The organism is Arthrobacter sp. AL05, from assembly GCF_029960715.1.
Lineage (GTDB): Bacteria > Actinomycetota > Actinomycetes > Actinomycetales > Micrococcaceae > Arthrobacter.
This window is the reverse complement of record NZ_JASBRC010000014.1, coordinates 7043-29202: the sequence shown is the minus strand read 5'-3', so window position 1 is coordinate 29202 and position 22160 is coordinate 7043. Positions and strand designations below refer to the sequence as shown.

The window sequence follows — 22160 nt, the reverse complement described above, 5'->3', positions numbered from 1 at the left end:
CGTTCCTTCGTGTCAGACAAGAATGTCGATGTTGGTTTGGGGGGAACCCAGCCGACCGGGGATGCGCGGCGCGGGCTCGTGAAATCCTTCGTTGCGGCGCGGGGCTGAGCGCTGCGCTGCGGCGTCGTTCTGGTGCCCCGGGCGGCCGTTCCGGCCCCCGTCCCCCGGTCCGCTGCGATCCGAGAGGTTCAGCGATGCCCCGAATCCGGCGTCGGCGAGCTCCTTCCGGAGCTCGGGAAGGACGCCGCGGAGAGCTTCCCGGCCGGCTTCACCGGGAGAGAACATCTCAATCCGGACGCCGCCGGCGTCGATGTGGGCTCTGATGGTCAGCGGGCCCAGGTCTTCGGGGTTCACTTTGAGGGTCATCACATGTTCACCGGCGGCCGCCGCGGCAAGGGTGAAGAGAGGCCTGCTCAACTGGGGTTGGAGTGCGGGCCCCTGCTGCGGGGAAGCCGTGGCGGGAGCCTGCGGTGCGGACGTCGACGTGGCGGCAGTAGGAGTAGGAGTAGCCGGTCCCCCGGTCAGGGCGGCGGCTCCGGCGGTGGACGCCGATTCCACCGACACCGTGGCCGCCAGCGCGGACTTCCGATCCGGACGCACGTCGCTGCCGCTCGCGCCGGCATTGGGAACAAGACCGGCGAAGGTCGTTCCTCCGGCAGCGGAAGAAAGTCCGGGTGTTGTGCTGGCCGCCGGAGGGTGCGGCTGGAGGCTGGCGGTTGCGGGCGTCGAGGCGGCCCCAGTAAGTCCTGCTGCCGGAGCTGCGTCTTGGGCCGGGCTGGATGGTGCAACGGTGGCTGCCGGCAGGACGACGGCGGCCGGAGCTCCGGTGGCCACGGCATTGGCGTCTGCCGCCACGGCCGGCGCGCCCGCAGCAGCAGCAGGTACCGCGGTGGCAGGAGCCGACACCGGCACGGCACCGCCGGCCCGGAGCTGCGGTTCCGTGGCCGCCTGTTCCGGGGTCATCCGCCCCGGTATGGCCTGCCCCGCGGCGGCGGCTGTCGACTGCGCCGCAGGGGCAGCCAACGCAGTTCCGAACCAGGCCGGGACCGGCAGAACATCTCCTGCGGCGTCATCCTTCGATGGCGACGCGTCCTGGGAGGTGGCGTCGTTGACCTTGGTGTCGTCCGGCTGCCCGCCGGACAGCTGTGCGGTCACGGACGCGGATGTGGTCACGGCCGCGGATGTGGACACGGCCGCGGTCGCGCGCGCGGGCACAGCCTGCGGTGCCCCGACGCCCGGCGAGCCGGCGGAGTTCGAATCCGCGGACACGGTGGTCTCGGACGTCGGACGTTCGGGCTGGACGTTTGAGGGCTGGGCGTTTGAGGGCTGGGCGTTTGAGGGCTGGGCGTTTGAGGAAACGGCGCTGTCCAACAGCACACCGAAAGCTCCGCCGCCGGACGTTGTTGTACCGGCCCGGCCCCCGGCGCCTTGCTGGGTGGCCCGGCTGATCCCCGCAGCAGAGCCCAGACCCATCGATGCGGTCATGATGTGCCCCCTGCCGGGACAATCCGGCGGATGGACGTGAGGTTGGACTGCTGCTCCCAGGCATCGCGGATCTGGATGGTTTGCCCGGGCACGGGGGCGTCGATTGCCTTGCCATTGCCGAGGTAGATGGAGATGTGGTTGCCGCCGAAGCTCACCAGCAGGTCGCCGGGCTTGGCCTCGGCAAGGGACGCTACGGGCGTGCCTTGGCGCATCTGGTCGCTGACCACCCGCGGAATCTCGACGCCGAGGTCTTTGAAGACGCGCTGGGTGAAGCCGGAGCAGTCCATCCCGGTGGCCGGGTTGGTTCCGCCCCAGACGTACGGCACGCCGATGTACTTTTTCGCTGCGGCAACCACGTCGTTTCCGGTCGCCGCCCCTCCGGTGGCAACCGGCGCGGAGACACCCTTGAGTGTTGTCCCGCTGATACCTGTCAGGGAATTGAGGCTCTCCTGCAGGGACGCTGTTCCGGTTCCGCTGGTGCCCAGCGCCGAGGCGAGGGCTTGGGTAAAGGAACCGTCCCCTCCTCCGTCGACAGGCGAGCCCGTGGCGGCGGCCGAGATCGCCGTGGACTTCGCCGAGTCCACCGGCCGGGTGGTGAGTTCGGAGATCATGGACTGGATGCTCTGCATCCGGCCGATCGCCTCGGTCATGCTCATGTGGTCACCTGGGTGTCGTCCCGGTGAAAGACAGTGGACGCAATCTCATCCAGCGCTGACTGTTCGGCCTGCAGGTCTGCGCTCAGTACTTCGGCTTGATGCCGGGCCTGAAGCTTCTCCAAGCCAACGGAGCGGACCCTGGCAGCGGTAAACGCCTCCCGGGCCGCGGACTCGTCTGCCTGGGCGATCGTGGTCAGGCCCCGCAGCTCCGCCAGCATACTGTGCGAGGAGGACCGGGCGGCCGCGACGGCCCGCAGCGAGGCGGAGCTGACAACGTCCGCGTCGTCGATCGACAAGTCACGGCGGGCCGCAGCTTCCCGGGCGCGCACGGAACTGGAACGGGACCTGGCCCGGGCCAGGCCGGTGGCGGCTTGATCCTGCTGGATCTGGCGGAGCCGCAAGAGCCCAGCCAGCGAAAATTGACGGTTCATGCCGCTGCTCCCAGAGTCGAGGTGAGGTAGGAGAGCCGTTGCCACGACTCGGGGTGTCCGGTGGAATCTTCCATTGATTGCTGCAGGAAGGCGTTCACGTCCTGCTCGTGGTTCAGTGCCGCATCAACGAGTGGGTTGGTGCCGGCCTGGTAGGCCCCGACATCGATCAGGTCCTGGGCGGCTTTCCGGGCCGCGAGGACACGGCGAAGCCCCGCGGCAGCGGCGAGGTGATCCCGGGTGTTGACCTTCGAGGCGACACGCGAGATGGATCCGAGGACGTCCACGGAGGGAAAGTGGCCCGTGACGGCCAGTTTCCGGTCGAGGACAACGTGCCCGTCCAGGATGGAGCGGGCGGCGTCGGCGATCGGTTCGTTGTGGTCGTCGCCGTCAACCAGGACGGTGTAGATGCCGGTGATTGAGCCGGTTTCGGCGGTGCCGGCCCGTTCCAGCAGCCGGGCAAGGACGGAAAAAGTCGACGGCGGATAACCGCGGGTGGCTGGGGGTTCGCCGGCTGACAGGCCGATCTCGCGCTGGGCCATGGCGACGCGGGTCAACGAATCCATCATCAGGACCACGTTTTGGCCCTCGTCCCGGAAGGACTCCGCGATCCGGGTAGCGGTGAAAGCGGCGCGCATGCGCATCAGCGCCGGCTCGTCCGAGGTGGCAACCACAACGATGGAGCGTGCCAGTCCCTCGGCGCCAAGGTCGTCCTCGAGAAACTCGCGGACTTCGCGGCCGCGTTCGCCGACCAGGGCGATGACCGAGATTTCGGCGTCGGTCCCCCGGGCGATCATCGAGAGCAGGGAGGATTTCCCGACGCCGGAACCGGCGAAGAGCCCCATCCGCTGGCCCTTGCCGAGGGTGGTCATGGTGTCCAGGACACGGACACCGGTCTGCAGCGGCGTGTCGATGCGGGCCCGTTTCATGGCCAGCGGCGCCTCGTTGTCGATGGGCACGCGCGGCCCGCTCTTGAGCGGACCCTTGCCATCGATGGGCCGTCCGAGGCCATCGATGACGCGGCCAAACAGCCCCCGCCCGGTGGGGACCAGCATGGTGGTGCCCGCTTTGGCCCGGACCGGATCACCGGCGGCGACTCCGGCAAGCCGGCCCAGCGGCATGCAGCGGAGGGTGCTGCCCATCGCGGCGACTACTTCGGCGTCCAGACCGGGACTTTCCCCAACGGTCACGAGCTCACCCAGTGCACCGTCGAGGCCGGAAACTTCCAGGCTCAGGCCCACCACGGACGTCACTACGCCCACCCGTTGGGGAGCGGCGGCCCGTAGTGCGGCGGTGAAAGAGTCCCCTTTTGGGCGCCATTGGGTCATCATGGCTGTCCGTCCATGGTCCGGTCGCCCCAGTCGCCGTCGCTGAGCAGGGCAGTACGGACCCTGGCCAGGGCGGTGCCGAGGCTCGCGTCAAGCCAGCCATGCTCGTAGTCAACTTTCGCGTCGCCGCGGTTCAGGCTTGCGTCCCGGAGCAGCGGAAGCCCGGCGGGCAGGTCCAGGCCTTCCTTGTCCAGGGCGTCAATGTCGGCCGGGTTGAGCCGCACCGCAACCAAGGTGCCGGGGTCGCTGGCGGAAAGGGCGCGTTCGATGGCGGCCCGGGCCGTCCGGGTGCCTTCGGCGAGTTCGTAGCCCAGGATGGCCTCGGCCAGTTCCAGGGCCGTTCGGGCGAGCACTTCATTGGCATCCTGGAGGGCCTGGACATTGCGGTGTGCGAAGTCCGTCCTGGCCACGGCCAACGCGCGCACTGCCCGGTCCAGGTCCTGCTGGCCCGCCGCCAGGGCAGCAGCCTGCTCCGCCGCCATTCGGTCCCGCCAGCGCCGCTGTTCCTTTGCTGCGGCGCGGACCCCGGCAGCGTAGCCCGCGGCGTGGCCCTCGGTGAATCCGGCCTGCTCGTTGGCGGGACCGGTGGTCCGCAGCGACGGGTAGACAATCCGCGCGGGACTGGTGTCAGTAGACAAAGTCTTCCTCGTCCCCACGCTGAATCGTGATGGAACCGTCGGCCTCTAGTTCCCGGATGGAGCGGACGACGGCGGCACGGGCTTCTTCGATCTGCGAGGCCCGCAGCGGCCCCAGGGCCGCGATTTCGGACTCGAGGATCTCCAGGTTGCGGCCGGAAACGTTGGTAGTAATGGTTTCCAGCACCACTTCCGGGGCGCCCTTCATGGCGATGGCCAGCAACGACGAGTCGATGCCGCGCAATACCTGCTGGACGTCCTTGCGGTCCAGTTTGACGATGTCCTCGAAGGTCACCATTTGTGCCCGGATTTCGGTGGCTAGGTCCGGGTTCAACAGGTCCAGGCCATCGAGTACGGAACGTTCGGTGCCGGCGTCGGTACGGTTGATGATCTCCAGCAGCGGCTGGATGCCGCCCGTGACCTTGGAGGCCTGCTGGGAGACAGCGGCACCGCCGCGCAGTTTGAGCGTCTCGGCGACGATCCCGATTGCCTCCGGCGCGCCGGAACCCATCGTTGCGATGCTGAGGGCGACGTCGGCGCGGAGCGAACCAGGCAACCCGGACATCACCGCCGAGGCCTTTTTGGGGCTCAGGTGCGCCAGGACCAGGGCGATCGTTTGCGGCAGTTCACCGTCGATCAGGGCCAGGATCTGGACCGGTTCAATGTCTTCGAGGAACTCAAAGGACTTCCCCGCCATGTTGACGCTCAGCCGGTTGATCAGCCCGGCGGCTTTCTCGGACCCAAAGGACGCTTCCAGCAGTCCCTCTGCCAACTCGCGGCCGCCCCGGGCCGAACGCGGCCCGCTCAGCGCCGAAGAGTGGAAGTCCTTCATGATCTGCTCGGTGACATCGGGATCCACCTTGCGCAGCCGGACGATTTCCGCCGCAATCTCCTCGGCTTCCGAATCCGTCAGCTTTGCCATGACCAGGGCCGCGTTGGCCGGGTTCATCTGCATCAGCACAACGGCCGCGCGCTGGGCGCCCGAAAGGGTCACTGTAGTTTTCATACCGGTTGCCGGTCATCCAGGAGCTCGCGCAGGTAGTCGGCTGCCTTCTCCGGGTTGGCGGAGACCATGCTGTCGATTTCCATCCGACGCCGTTCGGCTTCCACCTGTTCCGGCAAGGGCGGCAGCGGCGGGAGGGCGGTGAGCTCGATCGCCGAGGTTGCCGGGGCCGCCGGCAACGCTGACACGACCGGCATCGCCGGCAGGACCGGCAGCGGCTCAAGCCGCTCGCCCAAGTCCACGGGTTCGCGCTTCTGCCGGCGGCGCAGGACGATCATCAGGATCAGGCCCAGGACCAGGAGTCCGAGGAGGATCGAACCGGCGCTGATGAGCGTGCCGAAGAATTCGGCCTGCTTGGTGGCCTCAGCGTCGGCCTTGGACTCGGCCAGGGACCGGGCAGCGTCGTCCGCAGCCGCGGTGCTGAACGGCACCACCTCAACGGTGACGACGTCGCCGCGTTGCTGATCGATCCCGGCGGCAGAGTTGACCAGGGATGTGAGTGAGGCGAGATTGAGCCCGCCGGCCGCTGCCTGGTTGACGGCCACGGAGATCGTCTGGCGTTTGACGGCTCCGGGCGGGATAACACGGTCCTCGGTGACCTTGTTGACTGCGTTGTTTTTGGTACCGCTGGTGGAATCGAAGCTTCCGTTGCCGCTGGTGCCGCCGGGGACCGCGATGTTGTCCGGTCCCAGAACCCCGGCCGCGCCGCCGCCGGTGCCGGTGTACTTTTCAGTCTTGGAAGTCTCGCTCAGCGGCAGGGCACCTTCAGCGTTGGAGAAGGTCTCGGACTTCTGCTGCGCCGACTCCCCGGTAACGTCGGCGGCGACCGCGACGGTGGAATTGCCCGGCCCGACGACGCGGTCCAGGACGGCACGCACGGCGTCGCCGGTGCGCTGCTGGTAGTCGGTGGCCTGTTTCGAGGATGAGCCGACGGCGCCGCCGCCGACAGCGGAGAGGACATTGCCTTGCGAGTCCACCACTGCGACGTTGATCGGCTTGAGGTTTTCGATGGCCGCAGAGGTCAGGTGCACTATCGCCTGGACCTTGTCGCCGGAAAGGCTGACCCCCGGCTTGGTTTCGATGAAAACCGAGGCGGTGGTGTCCGGGGCGCTGGAGACAAAAACCGTCTTCTCCGGAATGGCGAGACGGACGGCGGCGGTCTTTACGCCGTCCATGGCAGAAATGGTGCTGGCGAGTTCCCCTTCGAGGGCCCGCTTGTAGGTGACGGACTGTTGGAACTCTGAGGACGTAACGCCCATCTTGTCCAGCAGCGAGTACCCGGTGGCGGCGGCCGTGGGCAGGCCAGCGGCGGCGGCTTTGAGGCGTTCGTCGTAGACCTTGTCCTGCGGGACCAGGATGGTCGCGCCGCCGTCGCTGAGTTCGTAGGGAACGTTGTCCTTACGGAGCTGATCGACGATGCCGCTGGCATCGGTGTTCTTGAGCCCGGAGAACAGCGGTGTCAGAGCGGGTTTGGACAGCCACGCGGAAACGGCCACAACGGCGACGACGAGGAGGGCCGCTCCGATGACTGCGATGGTGCGCTGTCCGGCGGTGAATCCCTTGAGTCCGGCGCCGAAGCGGGCGAACATTCCAGATATTTGCGGGGGCATCAGGCTTGCATTCTCATGATCTCGTTGAACGCGTCAACACCCTTGTTTCGCACCGCGGCGACGAGTTCAAGGGTGACCTGCGCGCGGGTGGCGGCGATGGTCGCGTTGTGGATGTCATCCAGGTTGCCCGTCACGGCTGAGACGGCCAGCTGGTTCGACGTCGACTGCAGCTGCTGGAGGTTGTCCACGGCGCCGGTGAGGGACGCCGCGAAGCCGGAGCCGTCGGTACCGGCAGCGGCCCCGGCGCCGTCCACGAAGTTTGTCGGAAGGACGCCCTGAACGGGCGCGATCGGGGAAATGGTCATCAGGATCTTCCAATCTCAAGGGCGGCCATGTAGCTTTCACGGGCGCGGTCCACAACCTGGGCATTCGCCTGGTAGCCGCGCTGGGCAATAATCAGCGCGCCCATCTGTTCGGCCATATCAATATCCGGATATTTCACGTTCCCGTTGGCGTCCGCGAGCGGGTGGTCCGGCTGGTACACGATCCTGCCCTCGCCGTTTCCCAGCTGCGTGCTTTTCACGTACACCCCGGTGAGGTCGGCGCCTTCCCCGGCTTCCACGTATTTAGCCTGGAACGCCGGGCCGGAGGTGCGCGAGACATTGTTCATGTTGGCCAGGTTGTCCGAGACGGCGTCGAGCCATTTCCGGTGCACGGTGAGGGCGGAACCGGCGATTCCGATCGCGTCGAAAGTCATCAGTTCGTCCTCATGGCGGAGCGGACGGCGGTGAACTCATAGCCGAGGGCACGGGTGGCGAACTGGAAGCGAAGTACCGTGTCGATGTTGGACAGGGTTTCGGTGTCCAGGTTGACGTTGTTGCCGTTCAGCTGGGTGGGTTCCAGGGATGCTGCCGTGGTGGCCTGGGCATGACCGTCGCCGGAACGCACCGAGGCCGCGAGGGCGTCCTCGAAGGCCACGCGCTTGGCCTGGTAATTGGGCGTATTGACGTTCGCGATGTTGTTCGCGATGCTGCGCTGGCGCAGCGCCAATCCGTCCAAGGCGCTGGACAGGGCTGCGGAGGTCACGGATTCGAGCACGGGGATCCTGCCTGGGTGGTGGGAGGCCGATCCGTGGCCGTTAAACGAGCGATCCGTGCTCTATCAGTGGTTATCGGCACTGGTCAGCCGCGCGTTAGGAGAAAATATAAAAGAGTTTCCGCAGGATGAATCACTGTGGATACTCGCGGATATTCTTTGCGGGGTCTTATGCTCCCGACAGGAAGTTCAGCCGTTTACATCCAGGTACACAGCACCGGAGGCAGCCACTACGCCGGGAACAGAGGAGACCGCCTGCAGTTGCTGGGCGACATCCCGCCTGGCATCTTCGAGTCGCCGGGCGACGCGTTCCTGCGCGGCCGACAACGCTAAGGCACGTCGTCGGGCTGCAGCGGGTAGCGCTCCGGGGAGAAGATGCGGATGCCAGCGCTTCTCGGGCTGGGGATCAACCGCGCTCCCGGGTGCGGCAGACAGCGGGCCCAAGGGATCCTTCAGGGTGCGCTCGGCTGCACCCACCGCCAGCTCCAGTACGTCCAGGATCGCGTTCCAGGCCGCCAGGGCACTCTCCTCGGGGTCCGTCAGGGTTGATTCCGTGTCGGGGATGTCGGTTCGCCCTCGGCTGCCCTCCACTTCCGGGTGACTATCCAAAACCAAGGCTCCCCCCGCCGGTTAGGGCCTGGGTGCTCCAGGCGCCCGCGGGGGTGGATCCGCGGTTAGGTCCAGAGGTAGGTGCGGCGGGAGCTGCCGCGGGGACCGGGGCAGGGCCTGGGACAGCGGCGGCCGCCTCATGCCAGGCCTCGCGCAAGGGGTCCAAAAGTTCGATGGCCTCACGCGTCAGCGCCGGATCACGCTGGATATTCGCGTTCACCAGGGCGGTGAAGGAGTAGTTATACAGGCCAAGCAGCCCGTCGGCGCCGTCCCAGGCATCGGTCTTCAGGGACGACATAAGTTCAGCTAGGATGGCCTGCGCGTGCAGGAGGTTTTCCGAGGCGACAGGCCAGTTCGCGCCCTGCTGCGCGGCCTCCGCACGGCCCAGGTCCAGCAGGAGCCGGTCGTAGAGCATGGTGAGCAGGCGTGCCGGCGGAGCCGAGAGGACGGAGTCAGCCAGGTACTGGTTCCGCTGGGCGGCGCCGCCGTAGCCGGAGCCGAAAGGTGTGGTGGTCATGCTGACTTACTTCCTGCCAGGCCGGAGAGCTGGGCGGTGAGCCAGGATTGTTGGGCCTTCATGCCGCTCAACGCCGTCTCGAGACCCGAGTAGGTTCGCTGGAGCGTGGCTTTGCGGGAGGCAAGCCGTGTATCCCAGTCACCAATCCGGTCAGCCAGGTCCCGGACTTCGGACTGCTGGCCGGTGATCTTGGTAGTCAAGGTGCCGTTGTACTTATCAGAGGCTGCTGTGGACGCCGCGGCAACGCGACCGGCGATTTCCTGTACCTTGGCTGCTGTTCCCTCGGGATCCTTCGCCAGGGCGGCAGCGAACTTCGTGGCGTCGAACTCCATCGTTCCGGTCTTGGTGATGCTGATGCCGATTTCCGACGGCGACCGGGGCGGGGCGCCGACCGGCAGCGAAGCGGCGGAAAGGATGTTCTGGTTCACCGAGCGCACCAGACTCTCACCGGCGAAAACACCGGCTGACGTCTTAGTGCCGCTGGAGTTCGTGGTGGTGCTGACGGCGGTCTTGCTTGCGATCAGCGAGAAGATGCCGTTCACACCGTCCACGAGGTCGGAGGCGAGCTTGGTGATGCCGGCGTCGTCACGGCCCACCGTGAGCGTTACAGGTGCGGCAGATACTTCTTTGGCGGTGACGGACACGCCGGGCAGCAGATCGGCGAAAGTGTTCGTCGAGGACTTCACGCTCTGGGTCACAGCGGTGTTCGGCCAGAGTGTGATTTCGGCGTCCTGCGCGGCCTTGACATTCGTGAAGGTAGTACCGGGATCGCTGATGGTGAAGGCCCCGGCTTCACCGGACTTCGTGGCGGTGAACTGGAGGCGGAAGTCCCCGCCCCCAACGGCCACCTTCGTGGCGGTCACGCCGGCGCCAGCGGCATTCACCGCCGTGACGACATCGTCAAGGTTATTGGAAGCCGGCGCGATCGTATAGTCGCTGCCCCCGCTGTTGATCGTCATCGTGGTGTACGGCCAGCCGGTCACGGCGTTCACTTTGGGGGTTACGGTGACCTGGGTCTGGGCCAGCTTGGTGACCTGGAAATCGATGGAGCCCGCTTTGGCAGCCGCGGTCGTGGTCGCGACGACTTTGTCGCTGGAAGTGGTCGCCTTGGTGAGGTCCAGGGCACCGGGCTTGGCCGCGGCGGTGGCCTGGGTAGCCAGGGCTGCGACTTTGCCATTGAGCCCCTGCAGGGCGGAGACCATCGACTGAAGATCGTAGGACTTGTTCTTGAGCAGGGTCTGCGGAAGGGCTTCGGACTGCATGATCGAGCCGATGAGGGCGGTGGTGTCGAGCCCGCTGGCCAGTCCGTCGAGTGAGATTCCCATCTCTGCCTCTCCTTAGCTGTCAATTCCTGCTGATACGTCGGGTGTTTGTGATGCTGGGACGTTGCACGTAAGGGCCGGACGATGGTGTTGCCATCGTCCGGCCCTTCCGCAGCGTGGTAATCGGGGGTGTCTCATCGTCCGATCAGGGTGGCAGCTAGGCTATCTGAACTGCCGGACTGCCGGATCCGGTTTAGCGCAGGAGCGAAAGAACGCCCTGGCTGGACTGGTTCGCCTGGGCCAGCATTGCGGTGCCGGCCTGGGACAGGATGTTGGCCTTGGTGAACTTGACCATTTCCTGAGCCATGTCGACGTCGGCGATGCGGGACTGAGCAGCCTGCAGGTTCTCACCGGCAACGTTCAGCGACTTTACGGTGTGCTCCAGACGGTTCTGAGCAGCACCGAGGTCTGCGCGCTGTGCCGAGATCGCCTTGATGGCGGTGTCGATCTTCCCGATCGTAGTCTGCGCGTTAGCCGCCGTGTCGACCACGAAGTCGGTGGCGCCGGTACCGGCAGCGTCGGACAGGGCGCCGGTGGCTGTTGCCACGTCGCCCACCTTGACCTTGATAGTGTCCACACCGGTCGTGCCACCGGTGCCGACCTGGATTTCCAGGGAACCCGGGGTTGACGTCGCGGTGACGCCCGCGCCGGTAGCTCCCTTGAGCAGGTCGATGCCGTTGAAGTTGGTGGCTTTCGTGATGCGGTCGAGTTCCTGGCCGAGTGAGTTGCCCTCAGCCTTGATCGCGTCACGGGCTGCCGTGTTGTTGGTGTCGTTGGAACCCTGGACAGCAAGGTCGCGCATACGCTGCAGGATGGAGTGAACCTCGGTCAGGGCGCCTTCAGTTGTCTGGATGACGGAGATGCCGTCCTGGGCGTTGCGGGCTGCCTGGGCCGAGCCGGTGACCTGCGCCTTAAGGCCTTCGGAGATTGAAAGGCCTGCTGCGTCATCGCCGGCGCGGTTGATGCGCAGGCCGGTGGACAGCTTCTCCAAGGACTTGGAAAGGTCGTTCTGGGTGGAGTTGAGGTTGCGGTAAGAGTTGTTTGCCGCGAGGTTGTTGTTGATAACAAAGCCCATGATGTTTCCTCCGTGAGTGGGACTGTAAGCGATGGCCCATCCGTGGGCCTTCAGGAGTAGTTATCGCCCTTTCGGAGGACGACGTAAGCAAAAATGCGAAATTCTTTTTCGAACGGCTTTCCCCCGCCCTTCCGAAAGTAATCAGCCTTCTTCCCGCTAACGGATCCCACTCCCCGGCCGATAGTTTCTACGAACCCTGCTGATGGCTGCAGCCGATTCCTTATGTACTGCATGCCCGGCACCACCGCATTAGTCACCGACAAGGGAGCCGTCCGGACCATGGCAATCCACGAACTTTCAGCCTTGCTGTGGCGGGAGCGTGAGCTCTTGGACGTTCTCACTTTCAAGCTAGAGGAAGAGCAGCTGCTGCTCACCTCGGGCAAGTCCCGCTGGCTGCCCCACGGCACCAAGGAAGTTGAACAGGTCCTGGGGCACCTCTCGCAGGCGAGCTTGGCGCGGACCATCGAGGCCGCCGTCGTCGCCGAAACGTGGGGACTTCCCACCGATGCTTCCCTCGCGGAACTGGCCGCCGCCGCCCCGGAAGGCGCCTGGGCCGAGATCCTCACCGCGCACCTGGCCGCGTTGACCCGCCAGACTGCCCTAATCAAGGAACTGCGCGACTCCAACGAGCAGTACCTGCGCACCGCCGTCCGCTCCACCCAAGAGTCGCTGGCTGACCTGCGTCCGGCAGCCGGCACCTACGACGCGCACGGCAAGACCGGCGAAACCGCCGCCTCCCGCATCTTCGACAAGCAATTCTAAGGAAGCGACCTTGAGCACTTTCGGCGCCCTGAACACCGCCTACCGTGGACTGACCGCAGCCCAGCAGGGCATGAACGTGGCCGGGCAGAACATCGCCAACGCCGCTACCGAGGGGTACACCCGGCAGCGCGTCGAGCAGTCGTCGCTCGCGGCGCCCGCTCGCGGCCTCTTCAGCGGTGGCCTCCTGCAGGCCGGCCAGGGCGTGTCGGTGGACGCGATCGCACGGCTCGGCAACAGCTTCCTCGACGGCGGAGTCCGCTCCACTGCCGCCCAGGCCGGCTACGCCAGTGTCCGTTCCGCCGCCCTGCAGGGCATCGAGGGCGTCCTTCAGGAACCCGGCGAAGACGGCATCTCCACGGCACTGCAGGGCTTCTGGTCCGCTTGGCAGGGCGCCGCCAACCAGCCCGACAAAGACGGCCCCAAGGCGCTGCTGCTGAACGCCGCCAACTCCGTGACGGACAAGATCTCCTCCGGATACAAGGCCCTCGACTCGCAATGGAGCAGTGTCCGCGGCCAGGCCCAGGACGCGGTGACTGCCGTCAACGCGGCAGCCGCCCAGGTTGCCTCCTACAACACAACCATCCGCTCCACCCTTGCCGCCGGCGGATCGGCAAACGAACTGATCGACGCCCGGGCCAAGCTCACGGACCAGATCGCCGGCCTCGCAGGCGGCACCGTCCGCGAGCAAGCCGACGGCACCGTGGATGTTCTCGTCGGCGGCAACGCCCTCGTGACGGGCAGCTCAGTGCGGACCCTGCAGCTGGCCGGCGCAACGGCCATGGCTAGCGCCGCCACCGACGCGCTTCGCATTGAGTGGACCAGCCCCGGCGGCACGGCAGCGCTCGACGGCGGCGAACTCGCCGGCGCCCTCTCCGTACTGGCACCGGCAGACAAGGGCGGGGCAATCGCCCAAGCCGCGGCGTCCTACAACGGCTTCGCTACCGCCCTCGCCACGGCAGTAAACACCGTCCACAAGTCCGGTGTCACTGGGGCCGGCACCACAAACGTCGACTTCTTCACGACCACCGGCTCTGACCCCGCTGCACTGAGCATTTCCGGCCCCGCCAACATCGGCAACATCGCGCTGAAAGCCTCTGCGGGCGGCGCCTTGGACACCAGCATTGCGGACACGATCTCGCAGCTCGGCACTGGTAACGGCTCGCCGGACAAGATCTGGTCGGGCATCGTCACGAACATCGGAGTGCAGTCCCGGGGAGCCCAGCAGCACGAAGCGCTCACCACGGCCGCCCAAATCTCGGCCATCACGGAGCGGGCCTCCCAAGCCTCCGTCAGCCTGGACGAGGAAAACGTCAGCCTGCTCACCAACCAGCACGCCTATCAGGCCGCGGCCCGAGTGATGACCGCCGTCGACGAGGCCCTTGACGTCCTGATCAACCGCACCGGACTGGTAGGAAGGTAGACCCATGCTGAACCGCGTCACGAACCTGACCATGAGCGCCAACGCCCAGCGGACGCTGCAGACCCAGCAGTCCAGGCTGGCCGAACTGCAGGAAAAGGCGACCACACTCAACAAGATCTCGCGTCCTTCGGACGATCCCGCCGCTACTGCCAAGGCGCTGGAGACCCGGTCCCTGCTCGCGGCCAACGCCCAGTACGGCCGGAACATCGACGACGGCAACACCTGGCTCACCGCGGCGGATTCCGCGCTCGAACAGGCCACGAACGTGATGCACAAGATCAAGGACCTCACCGTCCTTGCCGGCAACGGATCGCTGCCGCAGTCCGGCAAGATCGCCATCGCCAACGAGCTGGATGCCCTGAACAGCGAACTCGTTTCGATCGCCAACACCAAGCACCTGGGCCGGAACATCTTTGCCGGGAACTCGGATAACCCTGAAGCCTTCAGCGGCCCCGTGCCACCCACCTTCAACGGCACCGGCCTCAGCCCGGTCGAACGCCGCTTCAGCGCGACCCAGACTGTCCGGGTGGACGCCGACGGCGAGGCGGTCTTTGGCACCGGCTCCACTTCGGTCTTCGGGGCCGTCAAGTCCATCGCTGATGCGCTGAAGGGCGGAACGGCCCCCACGTCGCTGCAGATCGGCAACCTGGATGCGGGTTTTACTCACATCGTCGATGGACGTGCTGAGATAGGAACACGGCAGGCACAGCTGGAACGTGCCGGCAACGTCAATACGGATTTGGAGGCCAACTTGGACGCGCAGAAGATGGGCATAGAAAAACTGGACCTTGGCAGCGTCATCATGGACCTGAAACTTCAGGAGACCAACTACCAGGTGGCCCTGGCCGCGACGGCACGGGTCCTTCAGCCCACGCTGATGGACTTTCTCCGGTGAGTACCGCCGTGCTGAACACGCCAGTCTCATTCACGGTCCCGATGCCAGGACTTGAAGACGCTCATGACTTCACCCTCCGGAGCGTTGAAGGGGCAACCGGACTGTATGCCTTGGAAGCGACCTCCGGTACACCTGCGCGGCTGTTCCTCGCCGACGCCGCAGTCTTCGTGCCCACCTACAACCCGCCGGTCACGGCCGCCACGCGCCAGGCACTGGAGCTTGCGGAGGAGGACGCGCCCCAGATACTGGTCGTCCTGAACCACTCCCCCGCCGCAACCACAGTGAACCTTATGGCTCCGATCGTGTTGAACCCGGCCACCCGCCGCTGCACCCAGCTGGTCCTGGACGGCCGCGACTACCCGCTCCGGGCGGATCTCAATTCGCTCTGACTCGACCCGGGCGGAAGTGCCCTCACCAGAAATGGGCGACGTCGATCACCAGCCGTGAGCCGGCGTCGGGTCCGGCCAGGGCGAAGACGCGGAACGGCAACCGGGCCCGGACCCCGAGGCCAAGGCTCGAATACCCTTCGAAGCTGCCGGCCCACGCGATCTGTTTGAACGTCTGGTAGCCGCTGACGTTGCTGAGCTCGGCCGGATCTGCCGGGGTGTAGGTTGAATTGCCGCTGTCGTCGTACGCCGGAGCGTTCACCGTGACCTGAAGGAACGCCTGGCCCCGCAGCGGGACGGGGAGGCCGGAGCCGTCGCGGACCACTTGCGGAACGTAGTGCACGGTATACCCGCCGACTGGCCCGTTGAGGTCGATGACCAGCCGGTCGAAACAGTAGTGCTGCCCGGTGCGGACGTTGTTCACCTTCGCCTGGCTCATCGCAGGATCCGCTTTTATCAGCGATCCCCACACCAGTCCGCAGTATGGATCTGCCGAGGCCGGACCGGGCGCTACCAGCCCCGATCCAATCGCCACCACAATAGCCAACAGCAACACCCGGAATGTTTTCACTCGGCCGCCCCCTCAGGAGATGAGATAACTCCAGAATAGGAGCCTTTGGCAGCCAAAACGAGGGCCCAGCCGTTTCGGCGCCCAACCGTTAGCTTGCCCCGGTCCCGGTCACAGGAGCGTTGCACCGCAGTGGACCCTCTGCCGCCGGCGATACCCGCCGGGAACAGCGAAGCGCCGGGCCCCCATCGGGATTCGGCGCTTGGCGGTGACTGGTATGAAGTGGTGATTCGCGGCGGAAGGTCCCCTATCCTTCGCAATCGCGGCAGAACTTCAGACCGTTCTTTTCCTTGGCCACCTGGGACCGGTGACGCACCAGGAAGCAGGACGAGCAGGTAAATTCGTCCGACTGCTCGGGGACAACTGTAACTGTCAACTCTTCGCCGGACAGGTCAGCGCCGGGAAGATCGATGCCTTCGGCCGTGTCGTTCTCGTCGAGATCGATGACAGCCGTCTGGGCGCCGCCGCTGCGGGACGCCTGAAGGGCCTCCAGCGATTCAGCGGGAGTTTCTTCTTCTGTCTTGCGGGGTGCGTCGTAATCGGTAGCCATTTGGGGGTTCACTTTCGTTGCTGCGCAGCGCCATCTCAGGCACCTCAGTGAAGCAGTTTAGGACATTATGCACGCAGTGGAACAATAGTGTGGCGAATCCGACATTTTGCGTCGCATCGCTCCGCGGAGGGGAGGGCGCGGGCCCGCCAGAAGCGCTGACAGGCCGGCGCCCGCGGTCGGCTGTCCCTCAGGCGACCGGCCAGACGACGAGCGTCTTCCACTTGGACGAGTCGGGTTCCGCGGCCGGGTCGGTGAGATAGGACTCCCACATAGCTCCTCCCGGGGTGAGGCCCTCGGCCTGCATCTTTGACATGATCAGCCCATACGTGTCCGGGAGAGTGTCGTAGGGGCCCACGTGGGTCGCCTCCAGGGCATGGCCCGCGGGCAGTGTCCCCGCCGTCACTTCGCCGCCCGCAACACCGGGAAAAGGTGCTGCGACGGGAAATCCGGCCTCGACGTCGACGACGTCGGTCGGCGTCCCCCGGTACATCGCGAACGGCGGTCCGGCCAGCTGGACGTTTTGCTGCTGGACGGCACTCAGTACGGCGCTGAAGGCGCGGTCGAAGAACGCCGTCAACTCCTTCATGGGAACGGTTTCGCGCAGCACGGCGGTCGGCAGTGCCTCCAACTGGGTGGACCTGATGTCCGGCGTCAATTCCGGATTCGTTTCTGTCATACGCCAAGATTCCGCCGGCCGGTTTCCGGGGTCTAGGGCCTTATGTCCCCCTGCCGCGCGTCAGCGGACCGCGTGATGGGCCCGACGCCGGTTGCCTGGCTGTGGTGGGTTTGGGGGTTAGCGGCCGGGGTTAAAACAGAAACCGCACCGCCGACGGGGTGGGACCCGGCAGCGGCGCGGTTTTTCGCGGGCCCCCTGTCGGATTCGAACCGACGACCCCCGCTTTACAAGAGCGGTGCTCTGGCCAACTGAGCTAAGGAGGCATTCCGTCGCGCCGTCCGGCACCGGGCCACGAAGCGGGGCCAGGCGCCATGGCGCTAGATAAGGTTAGCCCACGTAGGCCCGGTGATAAAAACAGGCCCGGTTCCGGACGAATCCGGAACCGGGCCTGGCAATTTGTGCCGGCGTTGCTGCCGCCTACTTCTTGGCGTCGACGGCGGCCTGGACGAACTGATCGAACGGGGTCTTGGCGCTGTCGCCCTGGCCCCACTGCTTGCCGTCCACAAAGACCGTCGGCGTACCGGTCACGCCGACCGCTGTTGCCTGCTGGGTGGTGTATTTGACCCAGGGCCGGTAGGTCTTCGCATCGACGCAGGCGTCGATGCTCTTGGCCCCGGCCTCGGTCGCCATTTTCTTCAAGTCAGCGTCGGAGATTCCGGCACTGCCTTCAGCGGGCTGCTTCGCAAAGAGCGCATCAACGAATTCCGCATACTTCTCCGGCGACTCGTTCACAACGCAGGCTGCGGCATTGGCTGCCCGGGAGGAGTAATTCGTGGTGGACCGGCTGTCGAGAAAGCCCAGCGGGCGGTATTCGACGGCGATCTTTCCCTCATTGCGAAGGCTCGTGAGTGTTTCGTTGTACTTCGCCTCAAAGTCCTTGCACACCGGGCAGATGAAGTCGATGTAGAGGACCACCTTGACCGGTTTACCTGCCTCTGCTTCGGCACCGGGCGCGGTCACCTGGGCCGGCGGAGTTGCGGGGGCGGAAGGGAGATCGGCCACCCGTACGGTCGCGGGGTCGGATTTGACCACCTCGGAGTTTGCCAGCAGGGTGACACCGCCGTACACGTTGCCGTTGGCGGGGGTGGGCCCCTCGTCCGCGACCGGGGCATTCTTCTGAATGTTCGAGGTAACCACCAGGGCCACCACCACAATGATCGCCACGACGGCGGCTACGATGCCCCAGCCGATCAGCAACTTGTTGCGCTTTTCTTTCTTCAGCTGTGCCTCGCGGATTTCACGGGCCTTTTCGCGGGCCGCAGCAGTTCGCTCTGATTTGGACTGGCGGGGTTCGTTGGCGGGGCTCATCAGTTCCTCGGGTCGTTCGGCCGGTGTTATCCGCTGGGTGGCAATTCATCATTTTAGGGGAGAAGTCTGAGAAGTTGCGCTTTCAACTTTCTTCCGGGTTTTCCAACGGGCGAATAGCACAGAAGATTCCGCCCAGCTAGGGTGGACAGGAGCCGCGAGCGAATCCCAGGGGGCACCAATGCAGGCCAGCAAACACGGCGAATCGGATCCGAAGTCCGCCGGCGCAGCAGCGCACGGCACCAACGACACCGATCCGGACGCGCAATACGACTTTATGGTGGTCTCCAACCGCCTGCCGGTCGACCGCTGCTCCCCGGAGGAGGCGGGCTGCGAGGACGGCTGGCGCCGCTCCCCCGGTGGCCTGGTCACAGCACTGGCCCCGATGATGACCAAGACCGACGGGGCGTGGGTCGGCTGGCATGGTGCCCCGGATGAGTCCGTTCCGCCCTTCAGCCACGGCGGCATCGACCTCGTTCCGGTCCAGCTGAGCACGCAAGACATCGAGTACTTCTACGAGGGCTTCTCTAATTCCACCCTCTGGCCGCTCTACCACGACGTGATCGCCCCGCCGGAGTTTCACCGGACCTGGTGGGACTCCTACCGCAAGGTGAACCGCCGGTTCGCCGACGCCGTCATCCACCATGCCAACCCCGGAGCCACAGTCTGGGTCCAGGACTATCAGCTGCAGCTCGTCCCGAAGATGCTGCGCGAGGCACGTCCGGACCTGAAGATCGGATTTTTCAACCACATTCCCTTCCCTCCCCCGGAGATCTTCGCCCAGCTGCCGTGGCGCCGTGCCATCATCGACGGGCTGCTCGGCGCCGACCTGGTCGGTTTCCAACGCAGCAGCGACGCCGGCAACTTTATGCGCTCCGCCCGCCGCTTCCTCGGCGCCAGCGTCAAACAGCAGCAGGTCCACGTCAAGGGCAGCGACGGCGAGACCACCCACATCGCCCGCGCCCAGGCCTTCCCTATCTCGATTGACGTAAAACAAATCAGCGAGCTCGCCCGGAATCCCGAAATCATCGAGCGCGCGCGGCAAATCCGCCAAGACCTCGGCAACCCGAAAACGATCCTGCTCGGCGTCGACCGCCTCGATTACACAAAAGGCATCAGGCACCGGCTCAAGGCCTACGAGGAACTCCTGGCGGACGGTGAGGTCTCGGTGGAGGACGCCGCCCTGATCCAGGTCGCCAGCCCCAGCCGGGAACGGGTGGAGCAGTACCGCCTGCTGCGCGAAGAAGTCGAAGGCACCGTCGGGCACATTAACGGCACCTATGACACCCTGCAAAACACCGCCGTCCGCTACCTGCACCACAACTACCCCATCGAGGAGATGGTGGCGCTGTACCTGGCCGCAGACGTTATGCTCGTCACCGCCCTGCGGGACGGTATGAACCTCGTCGCCAAGGAATACGTCACCGCCCGGACCAACAATGACGGAGCCCTGGTGCTCAGCGAGTTTGCCGGCGCCGCGGACCAGCTCAAACAAGCACTGCTGATGAATCCGCACGACATTGATGGTCTCAAGGAGACCATCATGAAGGCAGTCCGTATGCAGCCCACGGAAGCCGCGCGCCGGATGCGCTCGATGCGCAAACAGATCCTTGACCACGACGTTGACCTCTGGTCCTCAGATTTCCTGCGCGCCCTCGAAGAAAAGGTCATCCGAGATGACAGCTGAGCACTCCCCCGGGCCAGCCCCGCTGACGCTCTCACCGGACCTGCTCGCGGCACTGCGCCGCGTGGCCGGCACCGAACACCTGCTCGTCGCAATGGATTTTGACGGCACCATGGCACCCCTCGTCGACAGAGCGGGGGACGCCCGTGCCCTCCCCCGCTCGGCGGCGGCGTTTGCCGCGCTCGCCGAACTGCCGCGGACGACGACTGCCCTCGTCTCCGGGCGCGCCCTGGGCAGCCTCCGCGCGGTCGCCTTTCCCCCGGCGAAGACCCTGCTGATCGGCAGCCACGGGGCCGAGGCCTGGCTGGGACCGGGGTCTGCGCCGCTGGAACTCGATGACGCCCGCCGCAAGCTTCTCGCCGATATCAGGCAGGAACTCGAAGGCATCGTCGAGGCCGCCCCCGGCACCCTGCTCGAGGACAAACCGGCTGGCGTTGTGCTGCACACCCGGCTTGCCGCCGACGACGTCGCCGAGGACGCCATCGCGGCGGCCCGCGCCGTCCTGCAGGACAAACCCGGGGTATTCCTGAAGACCGGCAACCGCGTGCTGGAAACGTCCGTGGTCCATGCCTCGAAGGGAGAGGGAGTCGCCTTCCTGCGCCAGGCGACGGATGCTACCGCCACGATTTTCGCCGGCGACGACACCACCGACGAGGACGCCCTGGCCAGCCTGCTGCCGGGGGATCTCGGTGTGAAGGTGGGCCTGGACTTCACCCAAGCCGAGTTCCGGGTCGAGGCTTGCGCTTATGTCTCCGAGCTGCTGGAAGCCTTGCTGCGGGAACGTAAGCGCGCCCTCGGGCTGTGAATACTAGCCCATCACGGGAACCATGCAGGCTGAATCACGTGTGACATCTACGACATTTTGACCTATTTACCAATTATCTGACATACTCTGGTTGTGATGTGGCGCACAAGTAACGTGCGGCGTCATTGGATACTCCTCGGCTTCGGCCGGGGAGTATGCGCACGATCAGGTGCCAACAACTGAATACATAACTGAAAAATAAGACCATTCACTACGGATCGTCCGGCACGTACCTGCCGGTGAAGGGATTGATAACTGTGGCTACAGTTACTTTTGACAACGCAACACGTGTGTACCCGGGCACGGACAAGCCCGCAGTTGACAAGCTCAACATTGAAATCGCCGATGGCGAATTCCTGGTCCTCGTTGGACCCTCCGGCTGTGGCAAGTCGACCTCCCTGCGGATGCTCGCAGGTCTCGAGGACGTCAACGCCGGCCGGATCCTGATTGGTGACCGCGATGTCACCGACGTTCCCCCGAAGGACCGCGACATCGCCATGGTCTTCCAGAACTACGCCCTGTACCCGCACATGACGGTCGCGGACAACATGGGCTTCGCGCTGAAGATCGCCGGCGTCAGCAAGGAAGAGCGTGCCGAACGCGTCCGTGAAGCTGCCAAGCTGCTGGATCTCGAGCCGTACCTGGACCGCAAGCCGAAGGCACTCTCCGGTGGCCAGCGCCAGCGTGTTGCCATGGGTCGTGCCATCGTCCGCAACCCGCAGGTGTTCCTTATGGACGAGCCGCTGTCCAACCTTGACGCCAAGCTCCGGGTCCAAACCCGCACGCAGATCGCGTCCCTGACCCGCCGGCTGGGTGTCACCACGGTCTATGTGACCCACGACCAGGTCGAGGCCATGACCATGGGCGACCGCGTTGCCGTCTTGAAGGACGGCCTGCTGATGCAGGTCGACACCCCGCGCAACCTCTACGACAAGCCGAAGAACGTTTTTGTGGCCGGCTTTATCGGCTCTCCCGCAATGAACCTGCTCGAGCTTCCCGTGGTCGACGGCGGCGTGCAGTTCGGCGGCACCGTGTACCCGGTACCGCGCGACGTCCTCGAAGGAGCCCACGGCAAGACCGTGACCCTCGGCAGCCGTCCGGAAGACCTCGAAACCGTCGCCGCCGGCGAGGGCCTGCAGGTTGAGGTCGACGTCGTCGAAGAGCTCGGAGCCGACGCCTACGTCTACGGCCACGCAAGGCTCGACGGTCAGAGCTACGACATGGTGGCCCGCGTCGACGGCCGCCGCCCGCCGATGAAGGGCGAAACCATCTACGTCCGTCCGCAGTCCGGCCATGTGCACCTGTTCGACACCAAGACGGGCCTGCGCCTGGGCGACTAGTCCCCACCGGTACCCTAGCCTCGCTTCGCTTCGGCCAGGGAACCCTGCCGGCGTGGGCCCACCCAC

25 protein-coding genes and 1 tRNA gene are annotated in these 22160 nt (G+C 65.7%); 7 read left to right on the top strand and 19 right to left on the bottom strand.

Annotated elements, in window-relative coordinates; all coding sequences use genetic code 11:
• Positions 1-12: 12 nt before the first annotated feature.
• From QK287_RS15415 to QK287_RS15350, 14 genes are all read right to left on the bottom strand, one after another.
• Positions 13-1485 carry a flagellar hook-length control protein FliK gene (locus QK287_RS15415; RefSeq protein ID WP_282360664.1) on the bottom strand — a complete coding sequence of 491 codons (1473 nt, stop codon included), beginning with the start codon at positions 1483-1485 and terminating at the stop codon, positions 13-15.
• Positions 1482-2141 carry a C40 family peptidase gene (locus tag QK287_RS15410; protein WP_282360663.1) on the bottom strand — a complete coding sequence of 220 codons (660 nt, stop codon included), beginning with the start codon at positions 2139-2141 and terminating at the stop codon, positions 1482-1484. Before QK287_RS15410 ends, QK287_RS15415 begins: the two co-directional genes overlap by 4 nt.
• Complete coding sequence (locus QK287_RS15405) at positions 2138-2572, bottom strand: flagellar FliJ family protein (protein WP_282360662.1); 435 nt, start codon at positions 2570-2572, stop codon at positions 2138-2140. Before QK287_RS15405 ends, QK287_RS15410 begins: the two co-directional genes overlap by 4 nt.
• Positions 2569-3900 carry a FliI/YscN family ATPase gene (locus QK287_RS15400; protein WP_282360661.1) on the bottom strand — a complete coding sequence of 444 codons (1332 nt, stop codon included), beginning with the start codon at positions 3898-3900 and terminating at the stop codon, positions 2569-2571. The genes QK287_RS15405 and QK287_RS15400 overlap by 4 nt, the downstream gene beginning before the upstream one ends.
• A complete protein-coding gene (locus tag QK287_RS15395) occupies positions 3897-4535 on the bottom strand; it encodes a FliH/SctL family protein (protein ID WP_226776336.1) in 639 nt (212 codons plus the stop codon). Before QK287_RS15395 ends, QK287_RS15400 begins: the two co-directional genes overlap by 4 nt.
• Positions 4525-5538: a flagellar motor switch protein FliG gene (gene fliG, locus QK287_RS15390; protein WP_226776335.1), complete on the bottom strand. Its 1014-nt coding sequence runs from the start codon at positions 5536-5538 to the stop codon at positions 4525-4527. The genes QK287_RS15395 and fliG overlap by 11 nt, the downstream gene beginning before the upstream one ends.
• Complete coding sequence (fliF, locus tag QK287_RS15385) at positions 5535-7145, bottom strand: flagellar basal-body MS-ring/collar protein FliF (RefSeq protein ID WP_282360660.1); 1611 nt, start codon at positions 7143-7145, stop codon at positions 5535-5537. The genes fliG and fliF overlap by 4 nt, the downstream gene beginning before the upstream one ends.
• Positions 7145-7450 carry a flagellar hook-basal body complex protein FliE gene (fliE, locus tag QK287_RS15380; protein ID WP_226776333.1) on the bottom strand — a complete coding sequence of 102 codons (306 nt, stop codon included), beginning with the start codon at positions 7448-7450 and terminating at the stop codon, positions 7145-7147. The genes fliF and fliE overlap by 1 nt, the downstream gene beginning before the upstream one ends.
• Positions 7450-7842 carry a flagellar basal body rod C-terminal domain-containing protein gene (locus QK287_RS15375; RefSeq protein ID WP_226776332.1) on the bottom strand — a complete coding sequence of 131 codons (393 nt, stop codon included), beginning with the start codon at positions 7840-7842 and terminating at the stop codon, positions 7450-7452. The genes fliE and QK287_RS15375 overlap by 1 nt, the downstream gene beginning before the upstream one ends.
• Complete coding sequence (locus QK287_RS15370) at positions 7842-8183, bottom strand: flagellar basal body protein (protein ID WP_226776331.1); 342 nt, start codon at positions 8181-8183, stop codon at positions 7842-7844. The genes QK287_RS15375 and QK287_RS15370 overlap by 1 nt, the downstream gene beginning before the upstream one ends.
• A 186-nt stretch (positions 8184-8369) precedes the next feature.
• Positions 8370-8771, bottom strand: a complete 402-nt coding sequence (locus QK287_RS15365) for a hypothetical protein (RefSeq protein ID WP_226776330.1) — start codon at positions 8769-8771, stop codon at positions 8370-8372.
• Between the two features lie 10 nt (positions 8772-8781).
• Positions 8782-9306, bottom strand: coding sequence for a flagellar export chaperone FliS (gene fliS, locus QK287_RS15360; RefSeq protein ID WP_309485718.1), 525 nt, complete (start codon positions 9304-9306; stop codon positions 8782-8784).
• Positions 9303-10631: a flagellar filament capping protein FliD gene (gene fliD, locus QK287_RS15355; protein WP_282360659.1), complete on the bottom strand. Its 1329-nt coding sequence runs from the start codon at positions 10629-10631 to the stop codon at positions 9303-9305. The genes fliS and fliD overlap by 4 nt, the downstream gene beginning before the upstream one ends.
• Before the next feature lie 190 nt (positions 10632-10821).
• Positions 10822-11703: a flagellin gene (locus QK287_RS15350; RefSeq protein ID WP_226776328.1), complete on the bottom strand. Its 882-nt coding sequence runs from the start codon at positions 11701-11703 to the stop codon at positions 10822-10824.
• 231 nt (positions 11704-11934) lie between these two features.
• Here QK287_RS15350 and QK287_RS15345 point away from each other — a divergent pair, with 231 nt between their 5' ends.
• Genes QK287_RS15345 through QK287_RS15330 form a run of 4 tightly spaced genes read left to right on the top strand, consistent with a single transcriptional unit; the run spans position 11935 to position 15169 of the window.
• Positions 11935-12465 carry a flagellar protein FlgN gene (locus QK287_RS15345; protein WP_309485716.1) on the top strand — a complete coding sequence of 177 codons (531 nt, stop codon included), beginning with the start codon at positions 11935-11937 and terminating at the stop codon, positions 12463-12465.
• Between the two features lie 10 nt (positions 12466-12475).
• Entirely contained in the window at positions 12476-13885 is a 1410-nt protein-coding gene (gene flgK, locus QK287_RS15340; protein WP_282360658.1) for a flagellar hook-associated protein FlgK, read from the top strand.
• 4 nt (positions 13886-13889) lie between these two features.
• Positions 13890-14780, top strand: a complete 891-nt coding sequence (gene flgL / locus QK287_RS15335) for a flagellar hook-associated protein FlgL (protein ID WP_226776326.1) — start codon at positions 13890-13892, stop codon at positions 14778-14780.
• Positions 14777-15169 carry a flagellar assembly protein FliW gene (locus QK287_RS15330; protein WP_282360657.1) on the top strand — a complete coding sequence of 131 codons (393 nt, stop codon included), beginning with the start codon at positions 14777-14779 and terminating at the stop codon, positions 15167-15169. The genes flgL and QK287_RS15330 overlap by 4 nt, the downstream gene beginning before the upstream one ends.
• Positions 15170-15191: 22 nt before the next feature.
• Here the strand turns inward: QK287_RS15330 and QK287_RS15325 are convergent, their stop codons facing one another.
• From QK287_RS15325 to QK287_RS15305, 5 genes are all read right to left on the bottom strand, one after another.
• Positions 15192-15737 (bottom strand): hypothetical protein, encoded by a 546-nt coding sequence (locus QK287_RS15325; RefSeq protein WP_226776324.1) that lies wholly within the window; start codon positions 15735-15737, stop codon positions 15192-15194.
• 244 nt (positions 15738-15981) lie between these two features.
• Positions 15982-16284 carry a DUF4193 domain-containing protein gene (locus tag QK287_RS15320; RefSeq protein ID WP_226776323.1) on the bottom strand — a complete coding sequence of 101 codons (303 nt, stop codon included), beginning with the start codon at positions 16282-16284 and terminating at the stop codon, positions 15982-15984.
• A gap of 187 nt (positions 16285-16471) precedes the next feature.
• Positions 16472-16960, bottom strand: a complete 489-nt coding sequence (locus tag QK287_RS15315; protein ID WP_282360656.1) for a GyrI-like domain-containing protein — start codon at positions 16958-16960, stop codon at positions 16472-16474.
• A 189-nt stretch (positions 16961-17149) separates the two neighbouring features.
• A tRNA-Thr gene (locus tag QK287_RS15310) sits at positions 17150-17223 on the bottom strand.
• Positions 17224-17377: 154 nt separating this feature from the next.
• The gene (locus QK287_RS15305; RefSeq protein WP_282360655.1) at positions 17378-18268 is read right to left on the bottom strand and encodes a DsbA family protein; all 891 of its coding nucleotides are present in this window, start codon (positions 18266-18268) and stop codon (positions 17378-17380) included.
• Between the two features lie 274 nt (positions 18269-18542).
• On the opposite strand from QK287_RS15305, the gene QK287_RS15300 reads away from it, so the two are divergent.
• The 3 genes from QK287_RS15300 (at position 18543) to ugpC (ending at position 22094) form a co-directional block, all read left to right on the top strand.
• Complete coding sequence (locus tag QK287_RS15300; RefSeq protein ID WP_226776453.1) at positions 18543-19952, top strand: trehalose-6-phosphate synthase; 1410 nt, start codon at positions 18543-18545, stop codon at positions 19950-19952.
• A complete protein-coding gene (otsB, locus tag QK287_RS15295) occupies positions 19942-20754 on the top strand; it encodes a trehalose-phosphatase (RefSeq protein WP_226776320.1) in 813 nt (270 codons plus the stop codon). Before QK287_RS15300 ends, otsB begins: the two co-directional genes overlap by 11 nt.
• Positions 20755-21011: 257 nt before the next feature.
• The gene (gene ugpC / locus QK287_RS15290) at positions 21012-22094 is read left to right on the top strand and encodes a sn-glycerol-3-phosphate ABC transporter ATP-binding protein UgpC (protein WP_282360653.1); all 1083 of its coding nucleotides are present in this window, start codon (positions 21012-21014) and stop codon (positions 22092-22094) included.
• Positions 22095-22160 lie beyond the last annotated feature (66 nt).